Raw genomic sequence first — 15,945 nt, forward strand, 5'->3', positions numbered from 1 at the left:
AATTTACCGTGGCAGGCGACCCCGGAAGGGGTGCAGTACTTTCAGGACTTCACGGAACAGTTTCGGGTTCGCCACAATCAGCTGACGGGCGTTGCCAGCCGAGGGATTACCGGAAAAGTCGCCGGTCAGTGCGCCGGATTCCATAGCCAGGGTAACCCCGAGGTCGAGGTCAGCTGCGGCAGGGCGGAAGATAACGGCTGCATCCAGCAGGCCGGCGGAAACCCGGGCAATATCCAGGACCACGCAGCCGGAGGTGCGGAACATGGCGGTTTCGCTGGCCAGTGTCGCGGCCATTTCGCCCCATACCATCGGATCATCGCCCTGACGAGTCTGGTCCAGGAGGTTGGTGGAGATTGCAGCCTTGGCTGGCAGTTTTACATCGGAAGCCCGCACGCGGCGGCTGTTCAGGGCGGCACCATGGCCGCGGCTGGCGGAGTATTCCTCGCCGGTCACCGGGTTAACCAGTAGCAGGTTCTCGGTGCGGTTGTTCTTTTTCTGGGACAGGGCCAGGGCGAACTCGGGAATGCCCCGTACAAAGTTCTCACGCCCCAGAACCGGGAAAATGTGCCAGCTTTTATCGCTACCGTTGGCATCAGCCTCGCCCATCGGAGCGATGGTGTGGTCTTTGTAGGCCTTTTCAAGCTGTTCGGCAAAGTTGTCGTAAATGGACTGCTCAACCCGTTCCAGCTGGCGCAGGCGGTCAGACTCATCTTTACCGTTAGGTTCCTGGCGCTCGAAGTGGGCTTTCAGGTAGTCGGATCCCTGGCGGGCAACGCGCAGGGCCATTTTGATTGCTGGTTGCATCTGAGTGTTCATTATCCGGGTGTGTTAAGGCCGGCTATCATAGCAAAAACTCCCTTCGCTTGTACGTTTTTTGGCTCAGGAAATCCACGGATACCATGGGGTTCGGGCGAAGTTGCGGGATTTCCGGAGAGCGGAAACGGTCGGGTTTCTGCTATCATGCGGTTCTTTTCCGCGAATGTACGACCAGTCACAGGCACCACGAACATGCACAAGCACGCAATGCCGCAGGAAGGAAGCGACACTTTCAACGATCAGGTCCGGATTGTTCTGGTTGAAACCTCCCACTCCGGAAATATCGGTGCGGTTGCCCGGGCGATGAAGAATATGGGGCTGGGGAATCTCTGGTTGGTGAATCCTTCGTCTTTCCCCGATGAAGCCTCCTACGCTCGTTCGGCCGGTGCTTCGGATGTGCTTGACCGGGCCCGGGTGGTTTCTTCGCTGGATGAAGCCCTGGCGGACTGCATCCTGGTGATGGGCACCAGCGCCCGCGGCCGCAAGGTACCCTGGCCGGTGATGGCGCCGCCGCAGGCGGCAGCCATGGCATCAGAACACAGTGCGAAGGGGCGGGTGGCCCTGGTATTTGGCAGGGAGAATCACGGGCTGTCGAACGACGAACTTCAGCGTTGCCACTATCATATCCATATTCCCTCGAACCCTGATTACAGTTCGCTGAACCTGGCCATGGCGGTTCAGGTGATCTGCTATGAACTGCGCATGCAGTACCTGCGCGGCCTTGAAGAGGGCGAGTCGAGCCCCTACCTTGAGGCTATGGTGGCGCCGGGTGATAACGGCTGGGATGTGCCGCCGGCAACAGTGAATGATGTGGAAGGGTTCTTTGGCCACCTGGAGCAGGTGCTGGTGGATGTGAATTTCCATCGCCGTGACAATCCGCGTCAGTTAATGAGCAGGTTAAGGCGCCTGTTCCAGCGGGCACGGATGGATGAAATGGAAATAAACATCCTGAGAGGCGTACTCTCTGCAGTCCAGAAGGCCGCCGGAACCCAACAAGGTGGTATGAAGCATAAACCGACGGCGGAATCCTCCGCAGACGAAGGGCGGGAATAAAGTCATGTTCGAGCGTTTAAGGGAAGACATCAACAGCGTATTCCATCGGGATCCGGCGGCACGGAACACCTTCGAGGTGCTTACCAACTATCCCGGGTTGCATGCCTTGTTGCTCCACCGGCTGGCTCACTGGCTCTGGAACCTGGGGCTGAAGTGGCTGGCCCGAACCCTGTCTACCCTGGCCCGCTGGTTTACCGGTATCGAGATTCATCCGGGCGCAACCATTGGCCGGCGATTCTTTATTGATCATGGTATGGGCGTGGTTATCGGCGAAACCACTGTTATCGGTGACGACGTCACCTTGTATCAGGGGGTTACGCTGGGCGGTACCAGCTGGAATAAAGGCAAGCGCCATCCCACCATCGGAAATGGTGTGGTAGTTGGTGCCGGTGCCAAGATCCTGGGGCCGTTTGAAGTGGGAGAGGGCGCTAAGGTGGGGTCCAATTCCGTGGTGACCAAGGCGGTGCCTGCGGGCGCGACCGTCGTTGGCATTCCTGGCCGGGTGATTGTGAAGCGTCAGGGCGAAGATGATGTCCGTCGCAAGCAGATGGAAGAGCGGATGGGCTTCGATGCCTACGGGGTTACCGAAGAAATGCCGGATCCTGTGGCCAGGGCCATGCGTTCGCTGCTGGATCACATGCACGCGGTGGACGATCGCATCGAAAACATGTGCAAGGCCATTCGCAAGGTGAACAGCGAATACCAGAACGGCGAGTTGCCACCTTTGCACGAGGAAGATTTTGACTGCGTGCGGGATGAAACCGACACCGACGGAAAAGGCTGAATACTTGACTGTTTTAGTTGGTCAATTCATACTTCCGCATGCATATCGCGATTCATTCCCATTAACGGGGCTGAAATTATGAAGCTGACCACCAAAGGCCGCTACGCTGTAACGGCGATGCTTGACCTGGCTCTGCACGGAGCCCAGGGGCCGGTAAGCCTTGCAGATATTTCAGCCCGGCAGGAAATCTCCCTCTCGTATCTCGAGCAGCTGTTCTCCCGCTTGCGCCGTCATAGCCTGGTGGTGAGCGTGCGGGGCCCGGGTGGTGGCTATCGTCTGAGCCGCTCTGCCGATGACGTTTATGTCGCGGAAGTGGTGGATGCGGTCAGCGAATCCCTGGATACCACCCGTTGCGGTAATAAAGGCGACTGCCAGAATGGCGAAAAGTGCCTTACCCACCATTTGTGGTCAGACCTGAGCAGCCAGATTCATCAGTTTCTCAGCGAAATCAGCCTGGGCGACCTGATGCGAAAACACGAAATCCGCCAGGTGGCGGACCGCCAGAACCGTAAACAGTCTGATGGCGATCCGGATACCATCAATACCCGGCGTTTGATTGACCAGGCTCCGGCCTGATAACCGACACTTCCTTTGACTATGAAAACACCCGTATATCTTGATTATGCGGCGACGACGCCCGTTGATCCTGCCGTTGCCGATGAGATGGTCAAATATCTGACCATTGATGGAGTTTTTGGCAACCCCGCGTCTCGCTCCCACGGATACGGCTGGCAAGCCGAGGCCGCTGTTGAAGGTGCCCGCCGCCAGGTAGCCGACCTTATCCATGCCGACCCCAGGGAGATTGTCTGGACCTCCGGGGCAACGGAATCGGACAACCTTGCCATTAAAGGTGCCGTAGCCGGCCGGGCCAGTGCCCACGTGATTACATCGACGATCGAGCACAAGGCAGTTATTGATACCTGCAAGTGGCTGGAGCAACAGGGCGTAGAGGTTACCTGGCTGGCGCCGGAAGCCGACGGGCGTATTTCGGTTGAGGCGGTGGCGGGTGCACTCAGGGAAAACACCGTACTGGTGAGCCTGATGCTGGTGAACAATGAGCTGGGTTGTATTACCGATACGGCTGCAATCGGCGAACTGTTGCGTAACCGTGGCGTGTTGTTTCACGTGGACGCCGCGCAGGCCGCCGGAAAGATGCCGGTCGATGTCGCCGCACTGAATGTCGACCTGATGTCGCTTTCCGGACATAAGGTTTACGGCCCGAAAGGTGTTGGTGCGTTGTATGTGCGCCGGTCTCCGGAGGTCAGCATCGAGGCCCAGATGCATGGTGGCGGCCACGAGCGGGGCATGCGCTCCGGTACTTTGCCTACCCACCAGATTGCCGGCATGGGGAAGGCTTTCGAGCTGGCCGGGCAAGGACTGTCCGACGAACTTATGCGCCTTGAAGCCCTGCGCGAGCGCTTTCTGGGCGGGCTGGAGTCGCTTTCCGGCGTTCATTTCAACGGCAGCCGGGAACATCGGGTGCCGGGCATTGTCAACCTATCCTTTGAGGGTGTTGAAGCCGAGTCCCTGATGCTGGGCTTGCGGCAGGTGGCGGTGTCATCCGGTTCTGCCTGTGCTTCGGCTACGGTAGAGCCCTCGTTTGTGCTGCGTGGCATTGGCGTGAGTGACGAGCTGGCTCATCGGGCATTAAGATTTTCCTTCGGGCGGTTCACCACCGATGAAGAAATCGACTTTGCCGTGGAGCAGATTGTGCAGGTTGTGTCCCGACTTCGTACGGTGCGGTAGGCAGTTGCACTCGGACTGCGTATAATCGCACCCCTGAATTTTTACCCTAACCAGACTGGAGAAACATCATGGCAAACGAGCGCACGCTCTCTATCATCAAGCCCGACGCGGTCGCCAAGAACGTTATCGGCGAAATCTACAGCCGTTTTGAAAAAGCCGACCTGAAAATCGTTGCGGCCAAAATGATGCACCTGACCCAGGAGCAGGCCGAAGGTTTCTATGCCGAGCACAAAGAGCGCCCGTTCTTTAACGACCTGGTTGCTTTCATGACTTCCGGTCCGGTTGTTGTGCAGGTTCTGGAAGGCGAAGGCGCCATCCTGAAGAACCGTGAGCTGATGGGTGCAACCAACCCGAAAGAAGCCGACGCCGGCACTATCCGTGCAGACTTCGCTTCTTCCATCGACGCAAACGCCGTTCACGGCTCCGACTCTGCAGCTTCTGCCGAGCGCGAAATTGCGTATTTCTTCTCCGACAACGAAATCTGCCCGCGCGGCTGATGTTGTCTGTTCAGGGGCAGCTTACGGCTGCCCCTGAATTGGTTATCTGATCGAGGTTATGTCATGACTGCCCCTGCCGAAAAAATCAATCTTCTGGGGATGCCCAAAGCCAAGCTCGAGGCATTTTTTGAAACCCTGGGGGAAAAACGTTTCCGGGCCCAGCAGGTGCTGCAGTGGATCCACCAGCGTGGCGTTGATGACTTCGATCAAATGACCAATATGAGCCGCGTTCTGCGCGAAAGGCTCAAGGAAATTGCTGAAGTGCGTGGCCCCGAGGTGGTTTACGACGAAACCTCGAAAGACGGCACCCGCAAGTGGGTTATGCGCATGGATAACGGCAACAGTGTTGAAACTGTGCTTATTCCTGATGGGGAACGTGGCACCTTGTGTGTGTCGTCCCAGATTGGCTGCAGCCTGGACTGTACTTTCTGTTCGACGGGAAAGCGGGGCTTTAACCGTAACCTGACAGCGGCAGAAATCATTGGCCAGGTGTGGGTGGCGCGCCGCGCTTTCATGCCGTTTGATCCCACCGATCGGCCGATTACCAACGTGGTCATGATGGGCATGGGAGAGCCCCTGCTCAACTTCGATAACGTGGTTGACGCCATGAACCTGATGATGGAAGACCTGGCTTACGGTATTTCCAAGCGTCGGGTTACCCTGAGTACCTCCGGTGTTGTTCCGGCCCTTGACCGGCTGGGTGAGGTTACCGATGTTTCACTGGCCATCTCTCTGCATGCCCCTAATGATGAACTTCGTAACACGCTGGTGCCGCTGAATAAAAAGTACCCGATTGCCGAGTTGCTGGCAGCGACCCGCCGCTACCTGGCGCGCCTGCCGGACAAGCGTAAGGCCACTATCGAGTACACGGTCATAGAAGGTGTGAACGACCAGCCAGAGCACGCCCGGGAACTGTCCGTAATCTTGAAGGGGTTGCCCTGCAAGATTAACCTGATACCGTTTAATCCATTCCCGGAAAGCGATTTCCGCCGGCCCAGCATGAACGCAACCCGGCGCTTCCAGAATGTGCTGAACGAAGCCGGCTTCGTGACCACCATCCGAACCACCCGAGGTGATGACATTGACGCTGCCTGCGGGCAGCTGGTAGGCCGGGTGGAAGACCGGACGCGCAGAAGCCAGCGCTATATTGCCGTTCAGCAAGTTAATCCCTGAATACAGGGGAGCAGAAACAACCAAGGTAAGGTGTTTGTTGATGGTTAGGAATTCCAAGGTAAAACTGGCTGTGTTGGCCCTGATTTTTTCAGGGATGCTGGTGTCCGGATGCGTAACCACCACAGACAGCCGTTTCAGCCGGGAGGCTGACCGCGACAAAGCCTTGAGCAGCTACGTTCAGCTGGCAACCGCTTATATCCGGCAGGGCAACCTGGAGCGGGCCCGGCACCACCTTGATCGCGCCCTGGAAATTGACAGCGGAGATGCCGAGGCATTGGCTGCCATGGGGCTGGTGTACAGCTATGAAGGCGAAGAGCAGCTGGCCGAAGAAAGTTTCCGCAAGGCTGTGTCAGCGGACGGAAGCTATACCCGTGGGCGAGTGTATTACGGTGCCTTCTTGTACGGCCAAAAAGAATACGAAGGTGCCCGTAACCAGTTTTCCGTTGCGTCCCGGGATACCGGGTACAGAGAGCGCGGAGGTGTCTTTTACAATCTGGGCATGACAGAAGAGCGCCTGGATAACCTCGAAGGCGCAGAGGCAGCCTACCGCAGAGCCGTAGAGCTGACCCGCGGCGAAGCTCGCTCGTTACTGTCACTTTCACGTGTGCTGGTGGAACAGGACAATTACACCGAAGCGTCCCGGTATTACAGTCGCCTTCAGACCATGATTCAGGGCAATACACGACTGACCCATTCCGCAGAAAGCCTTTACACAGGTATCCGCATTGCCCGTTATTTCGGGGACAAAGACCAGGAAGCCAGTATGGCTTTGTTATTGCGGAACGAATTCCCGGAATCCATAGAGTATCAACAATACAAGGTGCTGATTGCCAATGACCGGTGACGAGCAGCTGAATAACGTATCCGCAGAATCTGTCGGACAGCAGCTCCGGCGGGCACGGGAGAAGGCAGGGCTGAGTCTGGCAGCGGTTGCAGACCAACAGCACCTTCGGGTTTCCGTGATCCAGGCGATTGAAAGCGGTGATTACAGCAAAATTGATACCGAGCTGTTCCTGAAGGGGTATGTCCGTGCCTATGCGCGGCAAGTAGGCCTGGATGCAGACTCGATTATCCGTGACCTGGACACAGAGCTTGAGCCTCGCCGCCAGGAGCGGGAGCAGGCGCTGCAGGCTAACCCGCTGGTAAATATCGAACGACGCCGGCGCCAGAAGCGTCGGGCCGCCAAGCTGATTCTCGTGCTGGTGGCCGCAGCTTTGATTGGCTTTCTGGCCTTTACTTATCTCAGCAACAAAGACTCCGCGCTTCCGGCGACACCGCAACCGGAAGCAGAGCAGCCCGAAGCCGCCGAAGACCCTGCCGGGTTTCAGCCGGACAGTACTGCAACCGCGCCTCTGATTGAATCTGACGAGCCCGCTGTGGGGGTGCCAGAGCCCCAGGAGTCTGTTGATGAATCCGCGCCAGAGGCAGGGCCGGTTATGCCCGAAGACGGGGTGACCCTGGAGCCTGACATGGCCCCTGCAACAGCCCCTGAGGCTGACGACCAAGCCCTTGAGACCGCGCCGGCGGACGTTGCGGCGGTCGCTGAGCCGGTTCCGGAAGAAACGGTTGCGGCTAACGAGCCGCCGGCAGCGGCCCGTCTGCAGATGACGTTCAGTGATGATTGCTGGATTCAGGTTACTGATGGCGCTGGTAACCGCCTGGCTGCCGGTCTTCGTACCCGCGGCAACCAGCTGGACGTATCCGGTGAGGCGCCACTGAGAGTGGTAGTTGGCGCAATGAGTGCCGTTGAAACCATCCAGTTCCGGGGCGAGACCCTGGACCCTGGCCGTTTCCGCGTAGTGAATAACCGAGCAGAGTTCACCCTAGAACCCTGAACGACCGCCTGAACAGATTGTTGGTTCCAGACCATGAAGCAAGATTCCCCGATCAAGAGACGTAAATCCCGCCAGATCATGGTGGGCAATGTGCCAGTGGGCGGAGATGCGCCCATTTCGGTACAGAGCATGACCAACACCAATACCTGTGATGTTGATGCCACCGTCGGTCAGATCAAGGCCCTTGAAGAGGCCGGTGCGGATATTGTCCGCGTGTCTGTGCCGTCTATGGAGGCGGCCGAGGCATTCGGCAAGATTCGTGAGCGGGTCTCGGTGCCGTTGGTTTCGGATATCCATTTCGACTACAAGATTGCGTTGCGGGTTGCCGAGCTGGGTGTTGATTGTTTGCGGATCAACCCCGGCAACATTGGCCGGGACGACCGGGTGAGTGCGGTGATCAACGCTGCCAAGGATCGCAATATTCCGATCCGCATCGGGGTGAATGCCGGGTCACTGGAAAAGGCATTGCAACGCAAGTATGGCGAACCGACCCCCGAGGCGCTGGTGGAGTCTGCCATGCGCCACATCGATATTCTGGACAAGCACGACTTCCAGAACTTCAAGGTCAGCCTGAAGGCGTCCGACGTATTCATGACCGTCGCAGCCTATCGCCAGATTGCCTCCCAGATTGAGCAGCCCTTGCACCTGGGCATTACCGAGGCGGGCGGTTTCCGGTCCGGTACCGTGAAATCCGCCATCGGCCTCGGCATGTTGCTGATGGATGGCATTGGCGACACCATACGGGTCTCCCTGGCGGCAGACCCGGTACAGGAAATCAAGGTAGGCTTCGACATCCTCAAGAGCCTGCGTTTGCGTAGCCGCGGCATCAATTTCATTGCCTGCCCGAGTTGTTCACGCCAGAACTTCGACGTTATCCAGACCATGAACGACCTGGAAGCCCGTCTTGAAGATGTGAACACCTCACTGGATGTAGCCATCATTGGCTGTATCGTTAACGGGCCGGGTGAAGCCAAGGAAGCAGACCTGGGGCTGACCGGCGGCAGCCCGAAACACCTGCTGTATGTGGGCGGAAAGCCGAACCAGAAACTGGACAACACGGCACTGGCTGATGACCTCGAGCGGCTGATCCGCGAACAGGTTGCCAAGCGCCAGGAGCAGGAAGAAGCCGTTATCGCCCGGTCTTCAGACTGAGCGTTACAAAGACACCATTCAAAGATTTTCAGGGTTTAAACTTGGCTAAAATTCAGGCAATCCGGGGGATGAATGACATCCTCCCGGACCAGACCCCGGTCTGGCAGTATGTAGAGTCCACGGTAAGACAAGTGCTCGGCCAGTACGGCTACCAGGAAATCCGTATGCCGGTGGTAGAGCACACCGAGCTGTTCAAGCGCTCGATCGGTGAAGTAACCGATATCGTCGAAAAAGAAATGTATACATTCGATGACCGCAATGGCGACAGCCTGACTCTGCGCCCTGAAGGTACAGCCGGTTGCGTGCGGGCCGCAGAAGAGCATGGCCTGCTGTTCAACCAGACACGCCGTTTGTGGTACACCGGCCCGATGTTTCGCCATGAGCGGCCCCAGAAAGGGCGGTATCGCCAGTTTCACCAGATCGGTGTCGAGTGCTTCGGTATGGCCGGCCCTGACATTGACGCGGAGCTGCTGGTTCTGACCGCCCGCCTGTGGAAGGCGTTCGGGCTGACCGAGCATGCCCGGCTGGAAATCAATTCCATCGGTACCAGCGAATCCCGCAAGGTGTACCGGGAGGCGCTGGTTCGTTATCTCGAGCAGTATAAAGACCAGCTCGATGACGACAGCAAGCGTCGTCTTGGCACCAATCCGCTTCGCATCCTGGACAGCAAGGACCCGGCCACCCGTGAAATCCTGAACGGGGCACCGTTGCTGGATGATTACCTCGACGACGAATCCCGCGCCCATTTCGAGCAACTGAAATCACTGCTGGATGCGGCCGGCGTAAGCTACACCGTCAATCCGGCACTGGTTCGGGGCCTGGATTACTACGGTAAAACCGTGTTCGAGTGGATCACCGACAGCCTTGGCGCCCAGGGCACCATCTGTGCCGGTGGCCGTTACGATGGACTGGTTCAGCAACTTGGCGGCAAGCCCACCGATGCGGTAGGTTTTGCCATGGGTCTGGAGCGGCTGATTCTGCTGCTTGAAACCCTCGACCTGGTGCCGGAGCAGGTCAACAACAACGCCGACGTATACGTAACCGCCATGGGCGAGCAGGCCGTTGCACCAGCCATGGCGGTGGCCGAATGTCTGCGTAATGAGTTGCCCGGAGTGGTGGTGGTCAGCCATTGTGGTGGCGGAAGTTTCAAGAGCCAGATGAAAAAGGCTGACCGGAGCAATGCTCGCTATGCAGTCATTCTGGGAGAGAACGAAATTGCCAGCGGCACGGTGGCCCTGAAACCACTTCGAAATGACGATCCCCAGCAGGAAGTTAACCAGTCCGAACTGGCTTCAGTCCTGAAGGGTTTGCTTTAAGTTTTCTTGATAACGCATTGTATTTTACTAATTAATCAGGAGTTTTCATGGCCGAGTTGCGCACAGAAGAAGAACAGGTCCAGGCGATCAAGGATTGGTGGAAAAAGAACGGCAGTTCGCTGCTGATCGGTATCGGCGCGGCACTCGCCATTGTCTTCGGCTGGCAAGCCTGGCAGAACCACCAGGCCCAGCAACGGGCGGAAGCAGCCAACCAGTTCGCCAATCTGCTGAACGCCTTTTCGGGTGAGCAGGGAGAATCTGACACAGACACCATGGCCTTTGTCGCCGAAACCCTGCGTGAAGAGCACTCCGACAGCGCCTATGCCATATACGGCAACCTGGTGATGGCGCGCCAGCAACTGGCCGAACAGAACGATCCAGCCGCTGCAGTAGAATCTCTCAGCTGGGCGCTGGACAAGGCTGCTGATGACAAGGCGCTTTCCCTGGTCGTGCGCAACCGCCTGGCTCGGGCCCAGTTTGCCGCCGGCAACCACGACGATGCCCTGGCCACGCTTGATGGTGCTGGCGAAGCGGATGCCTTCAATGCCATTTTCTCCGAACTTCGGGGCGATATCCTGTTTGCCAAAGGTGACCAGGATGGTGCCCGCGAAGCCTATCTGACCGCCCGGGAGCAGAACCAGCAGGGCCGAAGCGGTGTCCTGGAACTGAAACTGTCTGACCTGGGCGTCGGGGAGGACGCCTGATGCCGGTATCCAGAAGCATCCGCTCGGGTTTCCTGGCGGCGGCATCCATTGCGGCAATGGCCCTGGCCGGATGCAGCACCACCGATACCTTTGAACAGCCTGCTCCCTTGCCGGAAATCGACGAGCGTGTGGACTTCGACCGGGTGTGGTCCATGTCGGTTGGCGATGGCCACGACGGTGAGTTCCTGCACATGGCGCCGCTGTATGCGGGTGACACCTTGTATGCTGCCTCTGCAGACGGCGAGGTTGTCGCGGTCCAAAGCGAAAACGGCGAGCTGATCTGGGAGCAGGACCTGGACGAGCGTTTGTTTGCGGGCCCGGGTGCTGATGCCCGGCAACTGTACCTGGCAAGCCGGAATGCCGAACTGATCGCCCTGTCCAGTGAGGATGGCAGTGAACAATGGCGCGCGAGCCTGCCAACGGAAGTGGTAGCCGCGCCGCAGTCTAACGGTTCCCTGGTCGTGGCGCAGACCACCGATGGCCGGGTGATCGGTTTTGATGCCGGGAACGGTGACCAGCTCTGGCAGTACGATGCCCAGGTTCCGGTTCTGACCATGCGCACTGGCGCTGCTCCGCTGGTGGGTGGAGACGTGGTGATCGCGTCCTTCGCCAACGGCCGGGTCATTGCGTTGACGGCAGCCGCCGGGCAGCCGGTCTGGCAGTACGAAGTAGGCCAGCCGCAGGGCCGTACAGAGCTTGAGCGCCTGGTGGATATTGGCGGACAGCCGCTGGTGCTGGATTCCGCCATTATGGTGGCGGGTTATCAGGGCAAGCTGGCCCTGGTGGATATTCGTTCCGGCCAGGAAATCTGGAGCAAGCCGGCATCCAGCTTCTATTCACCGGCAATCGGTAACGGCAATATTTACCTGGCCTCGGCCAATGGCGACATCCAGGCGCTTCGTGGCAATGACCGCAGGGAGCTGTGGGTTCAGGACCAGCTGTCCTGGCGCCAGGTAACCCGTCCGGCCGTTTCCGGAGACTATCTGGTGGTTGGCGATTTTGAGGGTTATCTGCACGTGTTGTCCGCCGAGGACGGCAGCCTGCAGGGCCAGGTGAAGTTCGACAGTGAGGGTATCCGCGTACCGGTTCAGGTTACGAGAGATGGTAACCTGCTGGTTTACGGAAACGGCGGCAAACTGTCCGTGCTCAGGCTTGAGCAGGACGACTGACAGCCCCATGAATTTACCCGGCTACGGCCGGGTTTCTGTTTTATTTGCATAGCAGACCAATATGACCCCAGTAATAGCCCTGGTGGGCCGCCCAAACGTTGGCAAGTCCACCCTGTTCAACCAGATGACCCGTTCCCGGGATGCCCTTGTGGCAGATTTTCCGGGCCTCACCCGTGACAGAAAATACGGGGAAGGTCATTATGAAGGGCAGAAGTTCATTGTTATCGACACCGGCGGTCTGACTGGTGACGAAGTTGGCCTGGACGCTGAAATGGCCAGGCAATCCCTGCAGGCTGTGGAAGAGGCCGATATCGTCCTGTTCCTGGTAGACGGTCGGGCAGGGCTGACGGCCGGTGACGAAATGATTGCTGACCATCTGCGCCGCTCCGGTAAGCAGGCGCACCTGGTGGTTAACAAAACGGACGGCCAGGATCCGGATGTTGCCGCAGCGGATTTCTACCGCCTGGGCTTTGAATCCAGCTTTACCATCGCCGCTGCCCATAACCGCGGTATCCGTACCTTGCTGGAAACCCTGCTGCCTGAACCGGTAGATCCGGAGGAGCAGGACCGGGCCGATCGTTATCCGGGTATCCGCATCGGTGTTGTGGGCCGTCCGAATGTAGGCAAGTCCACACTGGTTAACCGGATGCTGGGTGAAGACCGGGTGGTGGTTTATGACATGCCGGGAACCACTCGCGACAGCGTATATATTCCCTACGAGCGCCATGGTGAGCAGTACACCCTGATTGATACCGCCGGGGTACGGCGCCGCAAAAACGTTCACGAAGTGGTGGAGAAGTTCTCCATCATCAAAACCTTGCAGGCCATCGACGACGCCCACGTGGTGATCCTGGTGATTGACGCCCGGGAAGGTCTGGTAGACCAGGACCTGCACCTGATCGGCTTTGTGCTGGATGCCGGCCGGTCACTGGTGATCGCCGTCAACAAATGGGACGGCATGGATCCGGAAGACCGAAGCAAGGTGAAGGAGCAGGTGGCCCGTCGCCTCGATTTCCTGGATTATGCAGACAAGTACTATATCTCGGCGCTGCATGGCACCGCGGTAGGCACGATGTACGAATCGGTGCAGGCCTGCTACGAATCTGCCATGGCGAAGTGGCCCACAAACCGCCTGACGGCAATCCTGCAGGATGCCGTAGCCCAGCATCAGCCGCCCATGGTTCATGGCCGGCGAATCAAGCTGCGTTACGCACACCAGGGCGGCTCTAATCCGCCGGTGATTGTGGTGCACGGTAACCAGGTGGATTCGCTGCCCGGGGCTTACAAACGGTATCTGGAGAACACCTTCCGCAAGGTGCTGAAAGTGGTGGGATCACCCATCCGCTTCGAGTTCAAGTCCGGTGAAAACCCGTTTGCCAACAAGGTTGACCGGCTGACACCACGGCAGAAGGTCAAGAAGGATAATGACCTGAAGAAAGGCCGAAAGATCAAGAAAACCCGGCAGAAAAGCGTCAAACGCTGATCAACCGGGCTCTCCGCACGACCGGGAGTGGCTCACGCCACTCCCGCTTCCTCTACCTGGCGCGCCTGAACGGCTGTCAGGGCAATGGTAAACACGATATCTTCCACCAGCGCACCCCGTGACAGGTCGTTCACAGGCTTTCTCAGACCCTGAAGCATCGGGCCGACGCTGACCACATTTGCGCTGCGCTGTACGGCTTTATAGGTGGTGTTGCCGGTGTTGAGATCCGGGAACACGAACACCGTGGCCTTACCGGCTACCTTGCTGTCTGGTGCCTTGGATTTGCCGACACTTTCAATCGCAGCGGCATCGTATTGCAGCGGGCCGTCGATCAGCAGGTCCGGACGACGTTCCCGGGCAATGCGGGTGGCTTCACGTACCTTGTCGACATCCTGGCCACTTCCGGACTCGCCGGTACTGTAACTGATCATGGCAACCACTGGCTGGATACCGAAGGCCTCCGCCGATTCGGCGCTCTGGATGGCGATGTCGGCCAGCTCTTCCGCGTTCGGGTCCGGGTTGATGGCACAGTCTCCGTATACCAGCACCTGTTCCGGCAACAGCATGAAGAATACCGACGACACCACCTTGGCGTTGTCGTGGGTTTTGATCAGCTGCAGGGCAGGGCGCACGGTGTTTGCGGTAGTGTGGATGGCACCGGAAACCAGGCCATCGGCTTCATCCATGGCGACCATCATGGTGCCGAGCACCACGTTGTCTTCCAGCATGGCTTCTGCCATGTCTTCGGTAAGCCCCTTGTGCTTCCTGAACTCCACCATCGGTGCGATGTAGCGGTCGCGGACCGAGGCAGGATCCATCAGCTCCAGGTCTTCCGGTAACTCAAGCCCCTGTGCTGCCGCTACCGAGCGGATTTCCTGGGGATTTCCGATTAACACGCAGCGGGCCAGTTTGCGCTGATGGCAAATAATGGCTGCGTGCACGGTACGGGGCTCGCAGCCCTCCGGCAATACGATACGTTTATTGGCAGACCTCGCCCGCTCCGACAGCTGATAACGGAAAGCGGGTGGTGACAGCCGGCTCTGGCGCTGAACCTTAAGGTGTTCCTGGAGCCAGTCGGTATCCACGCGGCGGGCAACCGACTCCATGGATTCCTCGATCCGTTCCGGATCGTCAATCGGGATGGCCGACGACAGGCTGGCCAGCATATGGGCGGTTTCATAGGTGTTGGCATCGGAGCTGAGTACCGGAAGGCCGGTATCCAGTGCCCTGCGGCAGAGGTCGATGACCCGGCTGTCCGGCATCAGTCCGCCGGTCAGCATCAGGCCCGCCAGGGGCACACCATTAAGGGCCGCCAGGGCCGTGGTCACCACGATATCTTCGCGGTCACCGGGGGTGACCATCAGGGTACCAGGCTTCAGGGTGTCCGTCATATTCCTGATAGTGCGGGCACACACAGACACTTTCTGAACCCGACGGCTGTGCATGTGGCCTTCGTGCAATACCGGCACCCCGAGCTCCCTTGCAACATCGGACACACGTGGCGCCAGCAGGTGTGGCTGCCAGGGAATCTCGGCCAGCAAGTGGAAACGGCCAGACGTGAACACCTTGCAGGCCGAGCGGTAATCAATAACGTCACCCTTCGCCGGACGGTGGTGGTCCAGGGTCATGCCGGATTTCTCCGGCGCGCCAATCTTGTTGAGGATGACGGCAATGACGTCCGGATCTGAGGGGGCGGCAAACAGGCGCGCGGAGAAATCCAGTTCCTCGTCAAGGTCAGAGGCGGAACAGCTTCTTGGCGCGCTCACCAGGATCACCTCGGAGCCCAGGTTCCTGGCTACCTCCACATTGAGTCGTGCGATGTAGGCTTCGCTCCGGTCCGGCACCAGGCCTTCGATGATAACGATATCGACCTGGTTGGCGACTTTCTGGTACTCGCCAACGATATTTTCCAGAAGCAGGTCTCCCTTGCCCCGGTTCAGCAGTTGCTGGGCTTTTTTCAGGGGAATCGGATCGGGTGGTTGCAGGTGGCTGCGGGCGGTGACAAACGCCGTGGAAGAATCGCGGCCGTCGTTATGGATCGCTTCGCCGCGGTGTACCGACTGGCTGAACGGTTTGTAGAAACCAACGCTCACGCCTTCACGCTCGAGGGCCCGGAGCAAGCCAAGACAAACGGAGGTCAGGCCGGATTCCATCGAGGTAGGTGCAATAAAAAGACTTTTTGCCATGGGTTGTCCTGTAAATCTGTCGGGTTCGGTC

15 protein-coding genes are annotated in these 15,945 nt (G+C 58.5%); 13 read left to right on the forward strand and 2 right to left on the reverse strand.

Annotated elements, in window-relative coordinates:
* Positions 1–3: 3 nt before the first annotated feature.
* The gene (locus AQ621_RS04925) at positions 4–804 is read right to left on the reverse strand and encodes an inositol monophosphatase family protein (RefSeq protein WP_036219547.1); all 801 of its coding nucleotides are present in this window, start codon (positions 802–804) and stop codon (positions 4–6) included.
* Between the two features lie 204 nt (positions 805–1,008).
* On the opposite strand from AQ621_RS04925, the gene trmJ reads away from it, so the two are divergent.
* The 13 genes from trmJ (at position 1,009) to der (ending at position 13,728) form a co-directional block, all read left to right on the forward strand.
* Positions 1,009–1,869 (forward strand): tRNA (cytosine(32)/uridine(32)-2'-O)-methyltransferase TrmJ, encoded by an 861-nt coding sequence (gene trmJ / locus AQ621_RS04930; protein WP_082640902.1) that lies wholly within the window; start codon positions 1,009–1,011, stop codon positions 1,867–1,869.
* Positions 1,870–1,873: 4 nt separating this feature from the next.
* Entirely contained in the window at positions 1,874–2,653 is a 780-nt protein-coding gene (gene cysE, locus AQ621_RS04935; RefSeq protein WP_058340527.1) for a serine O-acetyltransferase, read from the forward strand.
* Positions 2,654–2,731: 78 nt separating this feature from the next.
* Positions 2,732–3,229 (forward strand): Fe-S cluster assembly transcriptional regulator IscR, encoded by a 498-nt coding sequence (gene iscR, locus AQ621_RS04940; protein ID WP_022989203.1) that lies wholly within the window; start codon positions 2,732–2,734, stop codon positions 3,227–3,229.
* Positions 3,230–3,250: 21 nt separating this feature from the next.
* Complete coding sequence (locus AQ621_RS04945; RefSeq protein WP_058340528.1) at positions 3,251–4,399, forward strand: IscS subfamily cysteine desulfurase; 1,149 nt, start codon at positions 3,251–3,253, stop codon at positions 4,397–4,399.
* A 68-nt stretch (positions 4,400–4,467) separates the two neighbouring features.
* Positions 4,468–4,896, forward strand: coding sequence for a nucleoside-diphosphate kinase (gene ndk / locus AQ621_RS04950; RefSeq protein WP_022989205.1), 429 nt, complete (start codon positions 4,468–4,470; stop codon positions 4,894–4,896).
* Between the two features lie 63 nt (positions 4,897–4,959).
* Positions 4,960–6,069: a dual-specificity RNA methyltransferase RlmN gene (gene rlmN, locus AQ621_RS04955; RefSeq protein WP_022989206.1), complete on the forward strand. Its 1,110-nt coding sequence runs from the start codon at positions 4,960–4,962 to the stop codon at positions 6,067–6,069.
* Between the two features lie 40 nt (positions 6,070–6,109).
* Positions 6,110–6,913, forward strand: coding sequence for a type IV pilus biogenesis/stability protein PilW (gene pilW / locus AQ621_RS04960; protein WP_022989207.1), 804 nt, complete (start codon positions 6,110–6,112; stop codon positions 6,911–6,913).
* Entirely contained in the window at positions 6,903–7,904 is a 1,002-nt protein-coding gene (locus tag AQ621_RS04965; RefSeq protein ID WP_058340529.1) for a RodZ domain-containing protein, read from the forward strand. The genes pilW and AQ621_RS04965 overlap by 11 nt, the downstream gene beginning before the upstream one ends.
* A 33-nt stretch (positions 7,905–7,937) precedes the next feature.
* The gene (ispG, locus tag AQ621_RS04970; RefSeq protein WP_022989209.1) at positions 7,938–9,056 is read left to right on the forward strand and encodes a flavodoxin-dependent (E)-4-hydroxy-3-methylbut-2-enyl-diphosphate synthase; all 1,119 of its coding nucleotides are present in this window, start codon (positions 7,938–7,940) and stop codon (positions 9,054–9,056) included.
* A 41-nt stretch (positions 9,057–9,097) separates the two neighbouring features.
* Positions 9,098–10,372 (forward strand): histidine--tRNA ligase, encoded by a 1,275-nt coding sequence (gene hisS / locus AQ621_RS04975; protein WP_082640903.1) that lies wholly within the window; start codon positions 9,098–9,100, stop codon positions 10,370–10,372.
* Between the two features lie 47 nt (positions 10,373–10,419).
* On the forward strand, positions 10,420–11,076 hold the full coding sequence (locus AQ621_RS04980; protein ID WP_058340531.1) for a YfgM family protein: 657 nt from the start codon (positions 10,420–10,422) through the stop codon (positions 11,074–11,076).
* Positions 11,076–12,245 (forward strand): outer membrane protein assembly factor BamB, encoded by a 1,170-nt coding sequence (gene bamB / locus AQ621_RS04985; RefSeq protein WP_058340532.1) that lies wholly within the window; start codon positions 11,076–11,078, stop codon positions 12,243–12,245. Before AQ621_RS04980 ends, bamB begins: the two co-directional genes overlap by 1 nt.
* A gap of 61 nt (positions 12,246–12,306) precedes the next feature.
* A complete protein-coding gene (gene der / locus AQ621_RS04990) occupies positions 12,307–13,728 on the forward strand; it encodes a ribosome biogenesis GTPase Der (RefSeq protein WP_058340533.1) in 1,422 nt (473 codons plus the stop codon).
* A 32-nt stretch (positions 13,729–13,760) separates the two neighbouring features.
* Here der and pta read toward each other — a convergent pair whose 3' ends face one another.
* Entirely contained in the window at positions 13,761–15,914 is a 2,154-nt protein-coding gene (gene pta / locus AQ621_RS04995; protein WP_058340534.1) for a phosphate acetyltransferase, read from the reverse strand.
* Between the last annotated feature and the right edge of the window lie 31 nt (positions 15,915–15,945).

Origin of the sequence: Marinobacter sp. P4B1, assembly GCF_001447135.1 — a bacterium.
GTDB lineage: Bacteria > Pseudomonadota > Gammaproteobacteria > Pseudomonadales > Oleiphilaceae > Marinobacter > Marinobacter vinifirmus.

Coding starts and splice junctions, on each gene's coding strand:
- pta (WP_058340534.1), bottom strand. CDS start 15,914: ATGGCAAAAAGTCTTTTTATTGCACCTACCTCGATGGAATCCGGCCTG.
- AQ621_RS04925 (WP_036219547.1), bottom strand. CDS start 804: ATGCAACCAGCAATCAAAATGGCCCTGCGCGTTGCCCGCCAGGGATCC.
- cysE (WP_058340527.1), top strand. CDS start 1,874: ATGTTCGAGCGTTTAAGGGAAGACATCAACAGCGTATTCCATCGGGAT.
- ndk (WP_022989205.1), top strand. CDS start 4,468: ATGGCAAACGAGCGCACGCTCTCTATCATCAAGCCCGACGCGGTCGCC.
- der (WP_058340533.1), top strand. CDS start 12,307: ATGACCCCAGTAATAGCCCTGGTGGGCCGCCCAAACGTTGGCAAGTCC.
- ispG (WP_022989209.1), top strand. CDS start 7,938: ATGAAGCAAGATTCCCCGATCAAGAGACGTAAATCCCGCCAGATCATG.
- AQ621_RS04980 (WP_058340531.1), top strand. CDS start 10,420: ATGGCCGAGTTGCGCACAGAAGAAGAACAGGTCCAGGCGATCAAGGAT.
- iscR (WP_022989203.1), top strand. CDS start 2,732: ATGAAGCTGACCACCAAAGGCCGCTACGCTGTAACGGCGATGCTTGAC.
- AQ621_RS04945 (WP_058340528.1), top strand. CDS start 3,251: ATGAAAACACCCGTATATCTTGATTATGCGGCGACGACGCCCGTTGAT.
- AQ621_RS04965 (WP_058340529.1), top strand. CDS start 6,903: ATGACCGGTGACGAGCAGCTGAATAACGTATCCGCAGAATCTGTCGGA.
- trmJ (WP_082640902.1), top strand. CDS start 1,009: ATGCACAAGCACGCAATGCCGCAGGAAGGAAGCGACACTTTCAACGAT.
- pilW (WP_022989207.1), top strand. CDS start 6,110: ATGGTTAGGAATTCCAAGGTAAAACTGGCTGTGTTGGCCCTGATTTTT.
- rlmN (WP_022989206.1), top strand. CDS start 4,960: ATGACTGCCCCTGCCGAAAAAATCAATCTTCTGGGGATGCCCAAAGCC.
- bamB (WP_058340532.1), top strand. CDS start 11,076: ATGCCGGTATCCAGAAGCATCCGCTCGGGTTTCCTGGCGGCGGCATCC.